This is a genomic window from Pseudodesulfovibrio senegalensis (assembly GCF_008830225.1).
GTDB classification, from domain to species: Bacteria; Desulfobacterota; Desulfovibrionia; order Desulfovibrionales; family Desulfovibrionaceae; genus Pseudodesulfovibrio; species Pseudodesulfovibrio senegalensis.
The window spans coordinates 248,498-266,670 of the sequence record NZ_WAIE01000004.1; the positions used below are offsets into that span (position 1 = coordinate 248,498).

An 18,173-nucleotide genomic window follows, 5' to 3' on the forward strand; every position below is an offset into this window, starting at 1 on the left:
GTTGATTTTTCAAGGCGGGGTGGTACGATGCAACCGTGCTGCCCACTGTTACCCCCGAATGGAGAACATAATGAACATCGGAGAATTGACGTTTGAGGAATTCAAGGCCTGGGCCGCTGAATTCCATGGGTATCCTGCGCCCGGGCTGCTGATCGGCGCCTACATGGTCGAAATGGCCAAGCGCGAAATGCCCGAGGGCACGCTTTTCGAAGTGGTGGTGGAAACGCACAAATGTTTGCCGGACGCCGTGCAGATGCTGACCCTGTGCAGCACCGGCAACAGCTGGATGCGTGTGAACAATCTGGGCCGCTACGCCCTGAGCATGTTCGACAAGTTCACGGGCGAGGGCGTGCGTGTCTGGCTGGATGCGGACAAGATGGAAAAATTCCCCGAGACCCGTTCATGGTTTCTCAAGGAACGGGCCAAGAAGGATCAGGATACGGATCTCCTGTTCCGGGAGATCAAGGAAGCCGGGGAGAGCACCTGCTCCATGGAGCGCATCATCATCCCGGAAAAGCATCTCGGCCACAAGCACATGCGCACCATCGGCCTGTGCCCGGTCTGTGGCGAGGCCTATCCCACCAACGACGGTGCCATCTGCCGAGGCTGTCAGGGTGAGGCCACCTATATTTCCCTTGAACGCCGTCCTGTTGCGCAGGCAAGCCCGGAACTCAAGGCCGTTTCCGCCAAGGAGGCTGTCGGACGCACCGCACTGCACGACATGACCCGCATCGCTCCCGGCGAATCCAAGGGAGCCGAGTTCAAGGCCGGACAGGAATTTTCCGCCGGCGACATCTGCCGGCTGCACCGCATGGGCCGTCAGCGAGTCTTCGTGGAGGAGCTGACCGACCCGGGCGCTGAATGGGTTCATGAAAACGAGGCGGTCAAGCATTTTGCGGGCCGCATGGCCGGCGACGGCATCGACTACGACCCGGACCCGTCCGAGGGCAAGATCAATTTCAGGGCCGCATGTTCCGGCCTTCTGACCATTGACAGGGACAAGCTGGAAGCCTTCAACCTCGTGCCGGACGTCATGTGTACCACGCGTCAGGGCGACATCGTGGTGGAAAAGGGCAAGAACGTGGCCGGAACCCGCGCCATTCCCCTGTATATTTCCCGCGAAAACTACAGCCGCGCCATTGCCGTGCTGGGCGAAGAGCCCCTGCTGGAGCTTCTGCCCCTGCGCAAGGCAAAGGTGGGCGTGTTGGTCACCGGGACCGAAGTGTTCAAGGGGCTTGTGGAAGACAAGTTCGCGCCCGTGATTTCCAGCAAGGTGCAGCACCTCGGCTCCGAGGTGGTCACCACGGCCATCGCCCCGGACGACCGCAAGGCCATTGCGGACAGCGTGTATGCCATGCTTGATGCCGGGGTGGACCTCATCGTGACCACGGCCGGTCTTTCCGTGGACCCGGACGACGTGACCCGCCCGGCCCTCATCGACGCGGGCCTGAGCGACTATGTGTATGGCGCACCCATCCTGCCCGGAGCCATGACCCTTGTGGGCCGCATCGGCGACGTGCAGGTGCTGGGTGTTCCTGCCTGCGCGCTTTTCTACAAGACCACGAGCCTTGACCTGCTGCTGCCGCGCCTGCTGGCCGGAAAGGACATCAGCCGGCGCGATCTCGCGCGCATGGCCGAAGGCGGCTTTTGCCTGGGTTGCAGAACCTGTACCTTCCCCAAGTGTCCGTTCGGGAAATAGGAGGATGCCATGCATTCCGATTCCTTGCAGGACGGCCATGGTCGCAGGGTCAGTTATCTGCGTGTGAGCGTCACGGACCGATGCAACCTGCGCTGTACCTATTGCGTGAGCCAGGACATGCATTTCATTCCGCATCCGAACATCCTTCGGTATGAGGAAATCCTTCGCGTCATGGAACTGGGTGTTTCCATGGGCGTGGACAAGGTGCGTTTTACCGGCGGCGAACCCTTTGTCCGCAAGGGGTTCACCGACTTTCTGGTGGAGGCGGCACGGCAGTTTCCTGATCTGGAACTGTGCGCCACCACCAACGGCACGCGCATCGGCGAACACCTCGAAAGGTTGGCCGGAACCGGGGTCCGGCTGAACGTGTCTCTGGATACGCTGCAGCCGGACAAGTTCCGGGCCATAACCGGTCGCGATCTCTTTCATGAGGTGCGGGCCAATATCGACCGCTGCCTTGATGCCGGAATCAAGCTCAAGGTCAACGTGGTGGCCATGGGCGGCGTGAACAGTGACGAGCTGGCCGATTTCGTGGCCTTTGCCGAAGCAAATCCCCTGGACCTCAGGTTTATCGAGTTCATGCCCATCGGCGACGGGACCCGCTGGTCGCGGGATTCCGTGTGGCTTGCCGCTGACATCGTGCGGGACATCAGGGCGCTGACAGCCGTCGAGCCTTTGGTGGGCAAGGGCCGTAACTCCGGCCCCGCACGCATGTTCAATCTGGTGAACGGTCAGGGACGCATCGGTGTGATCTCTCCCTATAGCAACCACTTTTGCGCCACCTGCAACCGGCTGCGCCTGACTTCGGACGGGGATTTGCGTACATGCCTGTTTTCTGACAAGGTCTTTCGCCTTCGTCCGGCCCTGCGCAACCCCCGGTTGAACCGGGATTCCCTGGAGCGCATCGTGCGGGCGGCCACTGTGGGCAAGCCCATGGGGCACCGACTGCTGGAAAACATGCACGGCGAGGACGGTGTCTGCCACACACGCATGTCCGCCATCGGCGGATGAACCGTTACAGGATTATACTTGTCTGATTTCGTTTGCCGTGTTGCCTTGTTTCATAAGTGTTGTAAGGTGACAGAATGATACGAAGGTTTTTGCGAGGAAAGTCCATAGGCACCCGACTTGTGGTCGGGTACTCCGTTCTTTTCCTTTTGGTCATGTCGCTGGTGGGCGGAATGTCCTACCTGCTGGTGCGCGGCATTGTCGAGCGGGATGTCCGTGATGAGTTGCGCGTAACCACGGATTCCGTGGCCGGCATGGTACGGGCTGCCACAGCCGCTTCCATCAGGAACAGGCTGCGCGCCATCGCCGAAAAGAACGTGCAAATCCTGTCCTCCCTTGAAGCAGGTGTTCGGTCCGGAAAGATGACGGCCCGTGAGGCGCGTCGGGATGCCCGGATGATACTGGACAGCCAGACCGTTGGCCGTACCGGATACGTGTATTGTCTGGACAGTTCCGGTGTGGTGCGCCTGCACCCCGAAAAGAGCGTTGAAGGAACGGATGTCTCCGGCCGTGAATTTGTGCAGCGCATGCAGAAATTGAAGCAGGGATACCTTGAGTACGCCTGGCAGAATCCCGGCGAAAAACGTCCCCGTGAAAAGGCTCTGTATGTGGAATACTTCAAGCCCTGGGACTGGTATGTGGCCGTGACCTCGTATCGCGATGAGTTCTCATCCCTTGTGGACTCCGCTGATTTTCGCGACAGCGTGCTTTCCATTCGCCTCGGCCAGTCCGGGTACGCCTATGTGTTGGACACCAAGGGTAATCTCATCATTCATCACCGGATATCGGACAATGTTCTGGATGCCAGAGATGCCAACGGAAAGCAGATTGTCCGTGAAATGGTGCGCCGGAAAAACGGCCTTTTCGAATATTCATGGAAGAATCCCGGCGAATCACGAGCACGGGAAAAGGTTGTGGCTTTTCGGTATCTGCCGGAATTCGACTGGATTGTTGCGGCATCCATCTACCGTGACGAGATGTACGCTCCCCTCCATACGCTGAGTTGGCTGTTCGCGGGGAGCGGACTTTTGGCCATGTTGCTGATCATCCCCCTGAGCGCATTGGTTGCCCGCAGTATTTCATCGCCGCTGCAACGGCTCATGCTCATGCTCCAAAAGGCCGCGGACGGCGATTATTCCGTGCGTGGAAACGGAGATTCCGAAGACGAACTCGGGCGGCTGACCCTCCGGTTCAACCAGTTCATGGACGTGTTGCAGCAGTCCCGGGAAAGGCTGGACAGCGAAATGGGCATTCGCCGTCAGGTGGAGCACAAGCAGGTGCTTTTCGAGGAGGTTTTCCAGAACGCGCTGGAGGGTATCGTCATAACCGATGTGAACGGCCGCATCGTGACCGTGAATCCGGCCTTCACCGTGATCACGGGGTACGAGCGGCATGAGGTGGTGGGGGAGAATCCCCGCGTGCTCAAGTCCGACAAGCATTCCGAAGAATTTTACCGCGAGATGTGGCAATCGTTGAAGGAGAACGGGCATTGGGCCGGGGAAATATGGAATCGCCGCAAGAACGGGGAACCGTATCCGGAATTGCTGACCATCAGCGCCATCCATGACGAAAACGGCCAGGTCAGCCATTATGTCTCCATGTTCCATGACCTGACCGACATGAAGCGTCAGGAAGAGGAACTGCATTACCAGCACAACCACGACGCATTGACAGGACTCCCCAACCGGGTGTTGCTGCTGGACCGCCTTTCCGTGGCCATGAATCATGCCGCCCGCGACGATGGACGGGTTGTTGTGCTGTATATTGATCTGGATAATTTCAAGAACGTGAACGATTCCATGGGGCATTCCATGGGAGACCTGCTGTTGCAGCAGGCTGCGGAACGTTTCGGCGCCACCCTGCACGAGGAGGATACACTGGCCCGGATCGGGGGAGACGAGTTCGTGGCCCTGCTCGAAGGCCGTTTTGACGAACGATATGCCGTGGACGTGGTCCACCAGCTGCTGGCAGCCATGGAACCGCCGTTCATTCTCGGCGGCGAGGAAGCCTATATCACGGCCAGCGTGGGCATGACTTTCTACCCCGAAGACGGCAAGGACCCGGACACGCTGATCAAGAATGCGGACATGGCCATGTCCGGGGCCAAAAATCTGGGCAAGAACTCCTACCATGTGTTCACCCGCGAGATGGATGACAGGGTCAATCGGCGCATGCAACTGGAGCGCGACATGCGCCAGGGGCTCAAGCGGGACGAATTCATGGTCTATTACCAGCCCAAGATCGACCTGGCCAACAAGAAGATTTCGGGCATGGAGGCTCTGGTGCGCTGGGTGCGGCTGGACGGAACCGTGGTCAGTCCCATGGACTTCATTCCTCTGGCCGAGGAAAACGGTCTGATCATCGACATCGGTGCGCGCGTGCTGGACAAGGCCTGTGCATTCCTGCGCATTCTGGACGAAGGCCCGCATGCCGGTCTTAATGTGGCCGTGAACCTGTCGCCCGAGCAGTTCCGGCAGGAAGACCTTGTGGAAATGGTGCGGCGCACCCTCGATATTCATGACCTTTCGCCGGACCGGCTGGATCTTGAAATAACCGAGTCCACCATCATGCGGGATATCGACGATACCGTGTACAAGCTGAATCAGCTTGTGGCCATGGGCATCCGGATTTCCATCGACGATTTCGGCACCGGGTATTCTTCAATGTATTATCTCAAGAAATTCCCGATTGATACGCTCAAGATCGACAGGTCGTTCGTACGCGATATCTGCGAGGACCCCAACGACGCCAACATCGTGCAGACCATCACCGTCATGGCGGACAATCTGGGCATCAAGGTCGTGGCCGAAGGCGTTGAAACAGTGGAACAGCAGGAGCTTCTGACTTCGTTCGGCTGCCAGCAGGTGCAGGGTTTCCTGTTCAGCCCGCCGTTGCCTGCACCCGGGTTCGAGGAGTATCTTACAGGCTTTGAAACGAGGAGCGGGGAAGGCTGAGAGTCTTTTCCGGCTTTGTCGTGACGGCGGCTTCGTCTTGTTCGGGGTTGTCCTGATTGGTTTGCGCCTTTTGTTCGTACAGCATCGAGGAGTATTCATGCGTTGGAAAGTTGCGGCCGCAACGATTTTGCTCGTGGCTTTTGCGCTCTCGGGCCGTGTGCAGGCCCAATCCTTGCCCTTGCCGCAGCAGGCAAAGGCTTCGCAGCAGTCCGTCGTCATCCCGGAAAACGCCACTCCGGATCAGGTTGCGGGAATACTCGGTGCCATGAGCGACGAACAGGTCCGATCCGTGCTGCTCGATTACCTGCAAAAGGATGCCGCAGCGCGGCAACAGGCGGAGCGCAAACACGGGCTGGGGGCTGCTCTTCACCATATCCAGAAAAAAGTTCTGCATATCAGGGATCGTTTTGCATATGTCTTTTCCGGTGCGCGCCTTGTGCCGCACATTCTGCCCCGCCTGTTTGTCGGTGACGAGACGGGCGCGCATCCCGTATCTGTGCGCCCCATGGTTGTGGGGCTTGCCGTGCTTACGGCCCTGTGGACCCTGCTGTTGTGGGGATTCGGCCGCCTGTGCCGGCCATTGCGGCAGCATATGGACGCCACTCCTGCCGAGGCCGGACTGTTCTACCGCATGACGCGCATGTTCACGCGTCTGGGCGTGGAACTGGGCATCGTTGTTCTGGCTATGCTGGTGCTGGCCTGCGTGTACGTGATTTTTCTGCACGAGCCCGGCCGGCAACGGCCCATGCTCATGGTCTGGATTGTTGCCGTGCTTTTGTTCGAGGCTGTGCGGCTGGTTGCGCGCCTGCTTTTTGCGCCCAGTGCCCCGGGCCTGCGTCTGCTTCCCCTGCGTGATGAAACAGCGCGGACCCTGTCCCGGTATTCCTGTGTGATCGCTGCGGAACTCGGCCTCGGCATTCTGGTGCTCGGCGTGGTGCAGTTGTTCGACACGACCCTGGCGTTGTACCTGCTGGCCACCGGACTGGCCGGACTGCTGGTCAGCCTGACGCTGGTGGCCATGGCTCTGGCCAACGCGCACACCGGAGCCGAGGTGCTCTCTCGCGCCTTTCTGCCCGGAACACTGCGCTACCGTCTTGCCGGAAGCTGGCATGTGTTCTTTTCGCTGTACGTCCTGTTCTTCTGGGCATTCTGGGTGGTCAATCTGGTGGCCTTCGGCTACACGGCCATGCTTTCCGGCCTGCTGACGCTGCTGGTGGTTCCCGCCTATCTTTTGCTGTCCTGGGTGGTGGACCGCATGGTGGTTTATGCCGGCGAGATTGCGGGTCCGGCCCTGCTGGAAAAGGACCAGCCTCCGTCTGATCCGAAACGGGATTTCGTGGTGGACGAACATGGCGCTCCGTTGGAGACTGGGTGCCCCGTGGCCCGGTTGCGGCGGTTCCTGCACAAGATGTTCAGCGTGGTGCTCTTTTCGCTTTTCGTTCTGGTGATGCTGGAAATCTGGGGCATTAACCTGCCCGTGGCCCGTCGAGTCGCCGAAGGTGCGCTCAGCGTGCTTGTAACCCTTGTGTTGGCCTATATTTTCTGGACCGTGGCGCGTGCGGCCATCGAGAAAAAACTGCGCGGGCAGGCCGAGGCGGACGAGGAATCCGAGGAAGGCGGGCACGGCGGAGACCGTCTGGCAACGCTGCTGGAACTGCTCAAGCGGTTCACTTTTGCGGTGCTTGTCGTTGTTGTGGTGCTTATCGTGCTTTCGTCGCTGGGCGTGAACACCGGGCCGCTGCTGGCGGGTGCGGGCGTGTTCGGCATCGCCATCGGATTCGGTTCGCAGACGCTGGTCAAGGACATCATTTCCGGCGTGTTCTTTCTCATGGATGACGCATTCCGGGTGGGCGATTATATCCAGCTGTCCCATGCCAAGGGAACCGTGGAGGAGATTTCCGTGCGCTCCATGAAGCTGCGCCACCATCTGGGCATGCTCTACACCGTGCCCTACGGCTCCATCCGCGAGGTGCGCAACATGACCCGTGACTGGAGCGTCATGAAGCTCGAATATCTCGTGCCCTTCGACACGGACATCCAGCACGTGAAAAAGATCGTCAAGCGCATCAACAAGGAGATCAAGGCCATTCCGGAACTGGCGGGCGGCATGCTGGGCGACATCAAGTCGCAGGGCGTCAAGGCCATGGAGGAATACGGCATGCGCATGCGCATCAAGTTCATGACCAAGCCCGGCCACCAGTTTACCATTCGCAAGCTGGTGCTGGCAAAGCTGCGCCGCTATTTCGAGGAAGAGGGCCTGCAGTTCGCCTATCGGAAGGTCTCGGTGGCCCTGCCGTCCGATGCCCGGGACGACCGGCAGTTCAAGGAACAGGTGGGCGCCGCGGTGGCCCAGGCCGTGGAGGAAGAGGAAAAGGGTCAGGACAAGCACTGATCCGCAACAAGCAAAACAGGGAGACGTCATGAAGATCGTGAGATTCGACCGGGACGGCCGGGGAACGTGGGGTATAGTGGAAGGTTCTCTTGTGCGCGTCATGGGTGCCGGCTTCAAGCCTTCGGATGAAACGCTGCCCCTGGCCGATATTTCCCTGTTGCCTCCCTGCGTACCTACCAAGGCGGTGTGTGTCGGACTCAACTATCGGGAACACGCTGCCGAGCTTTCCATGGAAGTGCCCGAGGAACCCGTGCTGTTCATGAAGCCGCCGTCCAGCCTGTGTGCGTCCGGCGGCGTGATCCGCTATCCTTCCCAGACGCAGAATCTGCATTACGAGGCCGAGCTGGCCATCGTCATCGGTACGCAGGCCAAGGACGTTCCCGAAAGCGAGGCCCACAAGCACATCCTCGGCTATACCTGCGCCAACGACGTGACTGCCCGAGACATTCAGGCCAGGGACGGGCAGTGGGTCCGGGCCAAGTCGTTCGATACCTTTTTGCCGCTCGGTCCATGCATCGAGACCGAATTCGATCCCTCCAACGCAGTCATTTCCCTGCGCCTGAACGGCGAGACATGCCAGCATTCGACCACTGCGGATTTCATTTTTCCGGTTTCCTATCTGGTTTCCTTTGTCTCGCAGGTCATGACGCTGATTCCCGGAGACGTGATCCTGACCGGTACGCCGCCCGGCGTGGGGCCCATGGAAAAGGGCGACCGCGTGGAGGTGGACATTCAGGGGATCGGCGTGCTGGAAAATGTGGTCGGTTGATTGACCGTTTCATGGCCCGTTTAGCTTGAATCGAATGATAAACGCCCCTGTCCGCGCATGCGGACAGGGGCGTTCGGTTATCGGTAGGCGACGGATAAACTAACCGATCATGTCGTTGAATTCCTTGATCAGTTCATCCATCTGATCGGCCTGGCTGAAGGTGTTGCCCCAGTAGTTCTCGGCATCGTACCACTGGTCGTTCAGTTCGGAGAGCTCGCGGCCCTGCTGCTCGATCCAGGTGAAGTACTTGAGGTTGTGGATGCGCTTCTTGTCGTAGTGGGTCAGCTCCAGAGTGTGGTCGTAGGTGGTGTCCTGCATGAGCTGCAGGTCGCGCCACGCGTCGGACTCGGAATATGCGCCGCGCTCGGCTTCCAGCTCGGCCACGCGGGAGCCGTAGAGTTCCATGGAGTCCGTGGCGATGGTCATGACCACGTCGTCCTCGGTCAGTTCCGCGTACTTGGCGTACTTGATGGCGGCCAGCGTGTTGCCGATGCTGGAGATGCCCAGCAGGTCGAGGGTTTCCACCAGCTCGGGATTCACGCCGTGCTTCTTGAGCACGTCGCGGCCCGTGGCGTCGTTGAAGAGCCGCAGCAGGCGCATGGGCTTTTCATCGTCCACGGCAATGACCACGTCCGTGTCGCGGCAGTGGTGCACCCACGGCACGTGCTTATCGCCGATGCCTTCGATGCGGTGGTCGCCGAATCCGTTGAGCAGCAGGGTCGGGCACTGTTGTGCCTCGGCCACCACGATCTTGGACTTGGGATAGCGGTTCTTGAGGTAGTAGCCGCCGCCCAGCGTGCCGCCCGAGCCGGAGGAGGACACGTATGCGGCAAAGCGCTTGCCCTGTTCCAGCAGCGGATCCAGCACCTCGGCGCAGGCCGGGCCGGTCACGTTGTAGTGCCACAGCGGGTTGCCCATCTCGTCGAACTGGTTGAAGATGCGCAGGTCCTGTCCCGAGGCTTCCAGCTCGTTGCATTTGTCGAAGATTTCCTTGACGTTGGACTCGCAGCCCGGCGTGGCGATGACGTCGCCGGCCACGGTGCGCAGCCAGTCGAAACGTTCCTGGCTCATGCCCTCGGGCAGGATGGCGATGGCCGAGCAGGCCAGCAGGGTGGAGATGTATGCGCCGCCGCGGCAGTAGTTGCCGGTGGAGGGCCACACGGCCTTGGTGGTCTTGGGGTCGAACTGGCCGGTGATCAGTCTGGGCACGAGGCAACCGTACGTGGCGCCCACCTTGTGCGCGCCCGTGGGGAACCACTTGCCCACCAGCAGCACGATCTGCGCCTTGCAGCCGGTCAGTTCCGGCGGCAGCACCATGTGGTTGACCCCGCCGTACAGGCCGCCGGAGGCCTTGGGTTCGTTTTTCCACGTGATGCGGAACAGGTTGGCCGGGTCAATGTCCCACAGCCCGGTTTTGGTCAGCTTGTCCTTGATGGCTCCGGGCACCGTTTCCGGGTTGCGCATCATTTCAAAGGTGGGCAGGGTGATGCCTTTTTCGCGGCAGTAGGCCGCGTTCTGTTCCATCATGGCGCGGTTTACGCTCAGGTCGATCATGGTCTTACTCCTTGATGTCGTCGATAGATTGTATGGCCCTGCCCGGTTCGTGCACACCCTGCATGGCCGTTTTGGTATCCTTGAGTCCGTTGCCCGTTGCCAGCACCACCACGGTCTGGTCCGGGGAAATGTGTTTGCGCGCGGCCAGCATCCCGGCCATGGCCGCGGCTCCGGCCGGTTCGGTGAACAGCCCGGTGCTGGAGGAAAGCTTGGCCTGCGCCTTGAGAATGGCCGCGTCCGGCACGGTCACGGTCCTGCCGCCATGCTCGCGCATTTGGCGCACCACCGCGTGCCCGTTGGCGGGCACGTCCACGGAAATGGAATCGGCCAGCGTGGTCGCGCTGCGCTTGGCAAAGGTTCCGTCGCCGTCAAGCGCGCGGTTGATGGCGTCGCTGCCCTCGGACTGCGCGCACCAGATCACGGGCATGCGCTCGGCAATGCCCAGCCGCACCAGATCGGCAAAGCCCTTGATGACCCCGCCGATGATGCAGCCGTCGCCCGTGGGCACGAACACGTGGTCCGGCACCCTGCCCAATTGGCGGAACAGTTCCAGCGACACGGTCTTCTTGCCTTCCAGCGTCATGGGGTTGTAGGCGGTGTTGCGGTTCATGCCGCCGTGTCTGCGGCTGTATTCCTGCGAGAGCGCATAGGCGAAATCGTAGTTGCCGCGCACCTTGAAAACGCGCGCGCCGTACTGCATGGCCTGAATGATCTTGGCCGGGGGCGCTGCCTCGGGCAGGAACAGGGTCACGCGCTGCCCGGCGGCGGCGCCGATGCCCGCCATGGACGAGCCCGCGTTGCCTGTGCTGGCCAGTACGATGTCCTTGATGCCGTGCTGTTTGGCAAAGGCCGATACCAGAAACGAGGCGCGGTCCTTGAACGAAGAGGTCGGGTTGGCCCCGTCGTCCTTGATGAACAGGTTGGGCAGCCCCAGTTCCGCGCGCAGGTTGCGCGGCTCCCAGAGCGGGGTGTCACCCACGGGCGCGGGCGGAAAGTACTCGGCCGGAACCGGCAGCAGGTCGGCCACGGTCCAGTTCTGCGGCGGCTCGCCTTCCAGCATCACCTCCAAGACTCCGGCAAGGGGTTGGTCCGGCTGCTGCGTTTTGGCGCAGTCCGGGCAGACCGTGAGTTCCGGCGTGATTTCATAGCGTTTGCCGCATTCGGTGCAGCAATAGGAAAAATTCATGCTTCGTGTCCTTGGTCTCGAATTCGATAAAAGGCCAATAGGCCGTGAATCCGTGTAGGCAAGAACAGTGCCGACCGTATCAGAATGAGAAAGTATTTTTTAGTGTGTTGGTTTTATTGCGGAAATGAAAAGTAGAAAACGAATGCCCGGCATTGTCCGGGGAGATCCGGACATGCGGGGCGTTCCAAGAATGATTCGATACGGTCTTGAATTGATAAAATTATCATTTTGATATATTGTTTCCGGCGTTCGGGATATCGTCGGAGGCTGAGCTTTTCGCTAGCGCCATTGTGCGGTCAGCTCGTGCGCGGCCTGGGTGTGCCGGTGCATGATGTCGGCCATGTCCGCATGCGCAAGCTGTCCGTCCTTTACTTTCCATTGCCCGGCGATCATGACCCGGTCCGCGCGGTGGTGGCCGCAGACCACAAGGGCGGCCAGCGGGTCGCCGGCCCCGGAAAAGCGCGGCTCGTCCAGTTTGAACAGGGCCATGTCCGCCTGTTTGCCGGGCGCGAGTGTGCCGAGGTCGGTTCGGCCAAGACAGGCGGCCGAGCCTTGCGTGGCGCGGCGCAGCACGTCGAAATGCGTGACCTCGTCCGCATCGTAGCGCAACCGGGCGATGAGCAGGGACATGCGCACTTCCTGCATCATGTTGGAACAGTCGTTGGAGGCCGAGCCGTCCACGGCCAGCCCCACATGCACCCCGGCCTGTTCCAGTTCGTTGGTGGGGCAAATGCCCGAGGCGAGGATCATGTTGGACGAAGGGCAGTGGGCCACGCCGACCCCTGCTGTGCCCATGCGCCGCATTTCCCCGGGCGTGAAGTGGATGCCGTGGGCGAACCATACGTCCGGGCCGAGCCAGCCCAAGGATTCCATGTAGTCCAGCGGACGCTGCCCGGCGAACTGGTTGCAGAAATCGTTTTCGTCATTGGTTTCGGCCAAATGAGTGTGCAGGCGCACCTGTTGTTTTCGCGCCAGCTCGGCGGATGCGCGCATGAGTTCGGCGGTGACGGAAAAGGGCGAGCACGGGGCCAGCGCAATGGTGGTCATGGAGCCTTCGCTTGGGTCGTGCAGCCGGTTCACGAGCCGTTCGCTTTCGGCCATGATGGTGTCCTCGTCCTGCACCACGCTTTGCGGCGGCAGCCCGCCCTGATCCTGCCCGAGGCTCATGGAGCCGCGCGTCAGGGCCACGCGCATGCCCATCTTTTTGGCCACGTTCGCCTGAATGTCGATGCCGTCCGGCACGGCCTCGGGAAATACGTAGTGATGGTCCGCCGCCGTGGTGCAGCCCGAGAGCATGAGCTCGGCAAGGGCCAGCTCCGTGGAGACGGCCACGTGTTCGGGCCTGAGCCCGGCCCAGATGGGATATAGGGTCTGCAGCCACGGAAAGAGTTTCTTGTTCAGGGCCGAGGGAAAGGCGCGGGTCAGGGTCTGGTAGAAATGGTGGTGCGTGTTGATCAGCCCGGGGATGACCACGTGTTGGCTCGCGTCCAATGTCTCGTTCACGGGTGCGGATGGTTTCCCGCCTGCGGGAACCAGTTCGGTGACGACCGAGCCCGCAACCACAAGGCCGCCGCCCGCGTCCTGTTCGGTTCCGGTGAAGATTGCCAGCGGGTTCTTGATCCAGATACGCGTGCTCACGGTCAAACTCCTTGCTTTCCTGTTGCGTGCCCTTTGTGATGGCCGGACGTTCCGTGATGTTGAAGCAAAATGCGTACCCGATTCAGCGCATGGCGGTCACCGAAAAAAACGGAGCGCATGCCATGGCGGTGGCGTGCGCTCCGTTTTTTGTTTCCATAGGCTGCTAGCCGTTCATGCGCGGCAGCTCGAATTCGCCCTTGGCCACCATTTCCTCGATCTGGGCAACGTCCTTGTCGCCGCGGCCGGACAGGTTGACCACGATGATGGCGTCCTTGTCCATGTCCGGGGCGATGCGGACGGCATGGGCCAGCGCATGGGAGGATTCCAGCGCCGGGATGATGCCTTCCATCTGGGAGAGCTGGAAAAAGGCATCCACGGCTTCCTTGTCCGAGGCATATACGTATTCGGCACGGCCCAGATCCTTGAGCATGGAGTGCTCGGGACCCACGCTGGGGTAGTCGAGCCCGGCGGAAATGGAATAGACCTCGGCAGGCTCGCCCTTTTCGTCCTTGAGCATGTAGGAGTTGAAGCCGTGCATCACGCCCGGCTCGCCCAGGCACAGGGTGGCCGCGTGTTCCCCGTATTTCAGGCCGCGGCCGGACGGTTCCACACCGATGAGCGCCACGTCCTTGTCCTCGATGAATTCCGAGAACAGGCCGATGGCGTTGGAGCCGCCGCCCACGCAGGCGATGCAGCAGTCGGGCAGGCGTCCTTCGGCTTCAAGAATCTGCTGTTTGGCTTCGCGGCCCACGATGGACTGGAATTCGCGTACCATGAGCGGGTACGGGTGCGGCCCGACTGCCGAGCCGAGCAGGTAGAAAGTGTCTTCCGCGTCTTGGATCCATGCGCCGAGCGCTTCGTCCACGGCTTCCTTGAGGGTGCGCTGGCCGGACTGGGCGGCAACGACCTTGGTGCCCATCATTTCCATGCGAAAGACGTTGAGCTTCTGGCGTTCCACGTCCACGGCCCCCATGTATACGGTGCATTCCATGCCCATGAGCGCGGCCGTGGCCGCGGTGGCCACGCCGTGCTGGCCCGCGCCGGTTTCGGCGATGATCTTTTTCTTGCCCATGCGTTTTGCCAGCAGGATCTGGCCGATGGTGTTGTTGACCTTGTGCGCGCCCAGATGGTTGAGGTCTTCGCGCTTGAGGTAGATCTTTGCGCCGCCCAGTGTTTCCGTAAGGTTTTTGCACAGGTAGAGCGGGGTTTCGCGGCCCGAGAAGTGTTTGACGTAGTATTCGTATTCCCTGATGAATTCCGGATCGTTGCGGTACTTCTCAAAGGCCTCGGCCAAGGTGTTCAGGATGGGCTTGAGCGGTTCGGGCACGAATTGTCCGCCGTATTCTCCGAAAAATCCCTCTGCGGTGATGCTGGTCATGGTTTTGCTCCTCTCTCTTTTTTTCTGCGGACACGCACCGGGCACAAAAAAACCGCGGCCAGTGCTTACTGCCGCGGTTCTCATTGTGTCTTTTTGTCCAGATGTCCGGACGTGACGTTCCACGGCGCCTGTTACCAGCGCCACCACCAGTTGCCATCGGTGAGGAAAGTCGTTGCGAACATGTGCATGAAAAATCTCCTAGCGCGAAGTCGAACGGGTGTCAATGCACTGCCTTGGCTCATGGGTATATCTGTTTCCATTTTGCCACGCCTGTGTTGATGAACCCGCATTGTTCAAGCGCCTTGCGAATCCGCCCCTGCTTGCGCAGTTGTTTCATGCCGCAATTGACGGCCTTGGCCAGCCGTGCGCCCATGGGGTGTTTTTTCGAGAACATGAAGTGCCTGCTGTGCGGGATGACGATCTTTACGCCCGGAACAGGATACAGCTTCACCCCATATGCCGTGAACGAAAAGTCGTGGTTCACATTCGCGAATTCCGCGATGATGAAATCTGTCCTGTGCCCGCCGACCACGCGGATCATGAGTTCATAGCGGGGGACCTTGGTGATCGTGTGTATGCCCATGGCGGTCAGGGTTTCGATGTCCCGTTGCCATGTCAGGTCCACGGCCGTGCTGAAAGTGCGTAGTTCCTTGAGCGAGCGGACGGCCATCAGGGCGGAGTTTTCCCGCAGCCCGTAGATACCTTTTTCAAACTCGCCCTTTCGCACCACCGGGGGAGACATGATCACCGTGTCGTCGAATTCGTTTTGCCACATGTCGCTGGCAAAGGCCGCGGCCTTGCCCTGCTTGACCAAAAGCATCGCCCTGCCCGGGTTCGGAGACTCCAGCACGTTGACCTCAAAGGGCATGCCGCCGATTCTGGCGGCCTGTTGCATGAGCACCAGCGAGGTCACGCCACGGGTCGTTCCCGCAAAATCGTCAATCGAATAAGGAGAGCCGCCGTGCCTGTTCAGAAAATCCTTGTAGCTGTATGCATAGTCCTGCGAAGCGGCAATGGGTAATACGAGAGGCTCGGCAGATGCCGAAATTGACGCTGCAAGGATGAGCAGTGCGAGTATGCAGGCGCATGGTTTGAACACCCAATCGGCATAGCACGGCTTTTTGGAATTCGCCATAGGTCTATTCGACGATGAAGGTGTCGGGTCAGCCCTGTGCATTGCGTCGCTTTGCGGCCCGTTTTTCCAGCGCGTGGAGCCGGGTTCTGGCCTTCCACGACAGGGGGCTGAGCCGCGATTTGATGCGTCTGCGGATGGTGTGCAGGGTTCCGGCCTTGTCCAGCGCCTTGGGCTTGGAAACGGCCGAGGGTTTGGGCATGTAGGATTCCAGCAGGGCCATGGCCGCGGATTCGTCGCCCCGGATGAGCGCGTCGGCCAGTTCGGGCATGTGCTTGCGGCATTTGAGTTCCGGGGCCATGAACTGCGGGGTGAACCATTGCGGGTCCAGACCGTTGAACGCTGCAAGGCTGTGTTCAAGCCAGCGTTTTGCCCAGTGGTCGTCCGTGGATTCGATGCGGGCCGCGAACTTCAAGGTGTCGCGCAGGTAGTTTTCCTGCAGGTATTTGACCATGGGCTTGATACGGCCCTCGTTGCTCAAAAACGCGGTCACGTCCTTGAAGTGGGCGAACTGGTGTTCCACCAGCCCTTCCATGCTCACGGAATTGCTCTTGTGTTCCTGACGGAAGTAATAGAAGAAGTCCGGGCATTGGGAAAAATGGCCCACGCGGCTCAGGGCCTGATACATGAAACAGACGTCCTGACTGTATTTGTAGTGGGCGTGGCGGAAACCGTTGCGCCGCAGGAAGTCGAGGTTGAATATCCAGCGCCAGACCACCTTGCATTTCCAGTAGTCCGGGTTGTCGAAAGTGGTGCGCGCCACGGGCTTGAGGTGGAAATAGCGGCGGGTGTTGAAGGTCGTGTCCGAAAACACGACGGCATTACCGCAGACCATGTCCACGTTGTCGCGCTCGGCCACGCCGAGCATGTTTCTTGCGGCGTGGCGGTCCAGAAAATCGTCCGCGTCCAGCCAGGTGATGAATGTGCCGTTGGCGTTGTCCTGCCCGGTCTGGCGGGCCTTGCCCAAGCCCCCGTTGGGCTGGTGGATGACCCGGATTCTGGGGTCGGCCTTGGCGTAGAAATCCGCTATTTCACCGCTGCGGTCCGTGGAGCCGTCGTCAATGACCAGCGCCTCCACGTCGGGTTCGCTTTGTTGCAGGACGGATTCGAGCGTGACCGGAAGCCAGCGCTCCATGTTGTAGCAGGGTATGGCAAAAGTGATTTTGGGCATGTTTTCGTTGTGGTCGCGGTTTATCGTGCTAGGGCTGGATTGCACACAATCCGATGAAAGGCAATGGCCGGAGCCGTTGCGGACCGGGCGGAGCTTCCTGTTGCCTTCGGTCACGGACAAGGGTAGGCCATGAAGTGAAAATTGGTGATAATAGCGGGCAACCGGTTTTATTTGCGGATGAACTCTTTTTTCGGGAAAATGCATGAACGGCAGTGAACGAACCCTGGCCGAGTTGGGTTGGACGGATTATTTCAAACAACAGTGTACCGGGCAGGAACTGGAAGACATGCTGCCTGCGCGCGTGGTCTCCATGCACCGGGGCCACGTGGTGGTTTCCACGGGCCAAGGCGAACACCTGCTGCCCGTGGCAGACAAGGGCATTCTTAAGCTCAACGAGCAGCCCGCCGTGGGCGATTGGGTGTTGCTGGAAAAGAGCACCATGCTGCCCGCCCGTCTTTTGCCGCGCGCCAGCGTGTTCAAGCGCCTTGCGCCGGGCGCAGGGCGGGGCGTGCAGCCCATTGCCGCCAACATCGACACCGTGTTCATTGTTTCCTCCTGCACTGCGGAGTTCAATCTCAACCGGCTGGAGCGGTATCTGTGCCTTGCGCTAGATTCCGGGGTCGAGCCGGTGGTGGTGCTGACCAAGGCCGACCTGGCGCGGGAGAGCGGTGGCGACAGCCCGCAGGATTACTGCCGCCGGGCCGAAACCATTCGTCCGGGCATGCCGGTGGTGGCCGTGAACGGCCATGACCTCGAAAGCGTGAAGGCTCTGGAACCGTGGTGCAGACCCGGGCAGACCATTGTGCTGCTCGGTTCCTCGGGCGTGGGCAAGACCACGCTGGTCAACGCCCTGAAGGGAAAGGGCGAGCACAGGACCGGGCATGTGCGCAAGGGCGACGGCAAGGGCCGCCACACAACCACCCGGCGCACCCTGCACGTGCTGTCGTCAGGTGTTTTGCTGGTGGACGTTCCCGGCATACGCGAACTGCAGTTGCACGACTGCCGGGACGGCATCGAGCGCGCCTTTGCCGACATCGTGGAACTGGAAGGGCAGTGCCGTTTTGCGGATTGCAGGCATGAAAACGAGCCGGATTGCGCGGTGGGCGCTGCCTTGAAACAGGGCGAAGTGGATCCGAGAAGGACAGAGAATTACCGCAAGCTCCTTGAAGAAGCGGACGAGGGCCTGCAGGCCGCATCGGGCAAGCAGCGCCGCAATGCCGCGCGGGCTGCGGCGGCCAGACGCAGGGGTGCTGGCCGGAAACCGGCGAAAAAGCGCCGCTGATATTTTTCAT

General features: G+C 60.5%; 12 protein-coding genes. 6 read left to right on the top strand and 6 right to left on the bottom strand.

Annotation, left to right across the window (positions count from 1 at the left end; all coding sequences use genetic code 11):
- Positions 1-70: 70 nt before the first annotated feature.
- The 5 genes from F8A88_RS11145 (at position 71) to F8A88_RS11165 (ending at position 8,822) form a co-directional block, all read left to right on the top strand.
- A complete protein-coding gene (locus F8A88_RS11145) occupies positions 71-1,699 on the top strand; it encodes an FmdE family protein (RefSeq protein ID WP_151151230.1) in 1,629 nt (542 codons plus the stop codon).
- A 9-nt stretch (positions 1,700-1,708) separates the two neighbouring features.
- Entirely contained in the window at positions 1,709-2,710 is a 1,002-nt protein-coding gene (moaA, locus tag F8A88_RS11150) for a GTP 3',8-cyclase MoaA (protein ID WP_151151231.1), read from the top strand.
- A gap of 74 nt (positions 2,711-2,784) precedes the next feature.
- On the top strand, positions 2,785-5,661 hold the full coding sequence (locus F8A88_RS11155; protein ID WP_151151232.1) for a bifunctional diguanylate cyclase/phosphodiesterase: 2,877 nt from the start codon (positions 2,785-2,787) through the stop codon (positions 5,659-5,661).
- Positions 5,662-5,758: 97 nt separating this feature from the next.
- A complete protein-coding gene (locus tag F8A88_RS11160) occupies positions 5,759-8,053 on the top strand; it encodes a mechanosensitive ion channel family protein (protein ID WP_151151233.1) in 2,295 nt (764 codons plus the stop codon).
- Positions 8,054-8,081: 28 nt separating this feature from the next.
- Entirely contained in the window at positions 8,082-8,822 is a 741-nt protein-coding gene (locus tag F8A88_RS11165) for a fumarylacetoacetate hydrolase family protein (protein WP_151151234.1), read from the top strand.
- A gap of 99 nt (positions 8,823-8,921) precedes the next feature.
- On the opposite strand, the gene F8A88_RS11170 is transcribed toward F8A88_RS11165, so the two are convergent.
- From F8A88_RS11170 to F8A88_RS11195, 6 genes are all read right to left on the bottom strand, one after another.
- Complete coding sequence (locus F8A88_RS11170) at positions 8,922-10,376, bottom strand: pyridoxal-phosphate dependent enzyme (protein WP_151151235.1); 1,455 nt, start codon at positions 10,374-10,376, stop codon at positions 8,922-8,924.
- A 4-nt stretch (positions 10,377-10,380) separates the two neighbouring features.
- Complete coding sequence (gene thrC, locus F8A88_RS11175) at positions 10,381-11,562, bottom strand: threonine synthase (protein WP_151151236.1); 1,182 nt, start codon at positions 11,560-11,562, stop codon at positions 10,381-10,383.
- 279 nt (positions 11,563-11,841) lie between these two features.
- Positions 11,842-13,200, bottom strand: coding sequence for an 8-oxoguanine deaminase (locus F8A88_RS11180; RefSeq protein ID WP_151151237.1), 1,359 nt, complete (start codon positions 13,198-13,200; stop codon positions 11,842-11,844).
- A 163-nt stretch (positions 13,201-13,363) separates the two neighbouring features.
- Positions 13,364-14,578: a tryptophan synthase subunit beta gene (gene trpB / locus F8A88_RS11185; protein WP_151151238.1), complete on the bottom strand. Its 1,215-nt coding sequence runs from the start codon at positions 14,576-14,578 to the stop codon at positions 13,364-13,366.
- Positions 14,579-14,816: 238 nt separating this feature from the next.
- A complete protein-coding gene (locus F8A88_RS11190) occupies positions 14,817-15,713 on the bottom strand; it encodes an amino acid ABC transporter substrate-binding protein (RefSeq protein WP_151151239.1) in 897 nt (298 codons plus the stop codon).
- Between the two features lie 28 nt (positions 15,714-15,741).
- Positions 15,742-16,881 (bottom strand): glycosyltransferase family 2 protein, encoded by a 1,140-nt coding sequence (locus F8A88_RS11195; protein WP_151151240.1) that lies wholly within the window; start codon positions 16,879-16,881, stop codon positions 15,742-15,744.
- Between the two features lie 202 nt (positions 16,882-17,083).
- Here F8A88_RS11195 and rsgA point away from each other — a divergent pair, with 202 nt between their 5' ends.
- Positions 17,084-18,163 (top strand): ribosome small subunit-dependent GTPase A, encoded by a 1,080-nt coding sequence (gene rsgA, locus F8A88_RS11200; RefSeq protein WP_151151241.1) that lies wholly within the window; start codon positions 17,084-17,086, stop codon positions 18,161-18,163.
- Positions 18,164-18,173: the final 10 nt, after the last annotated feature.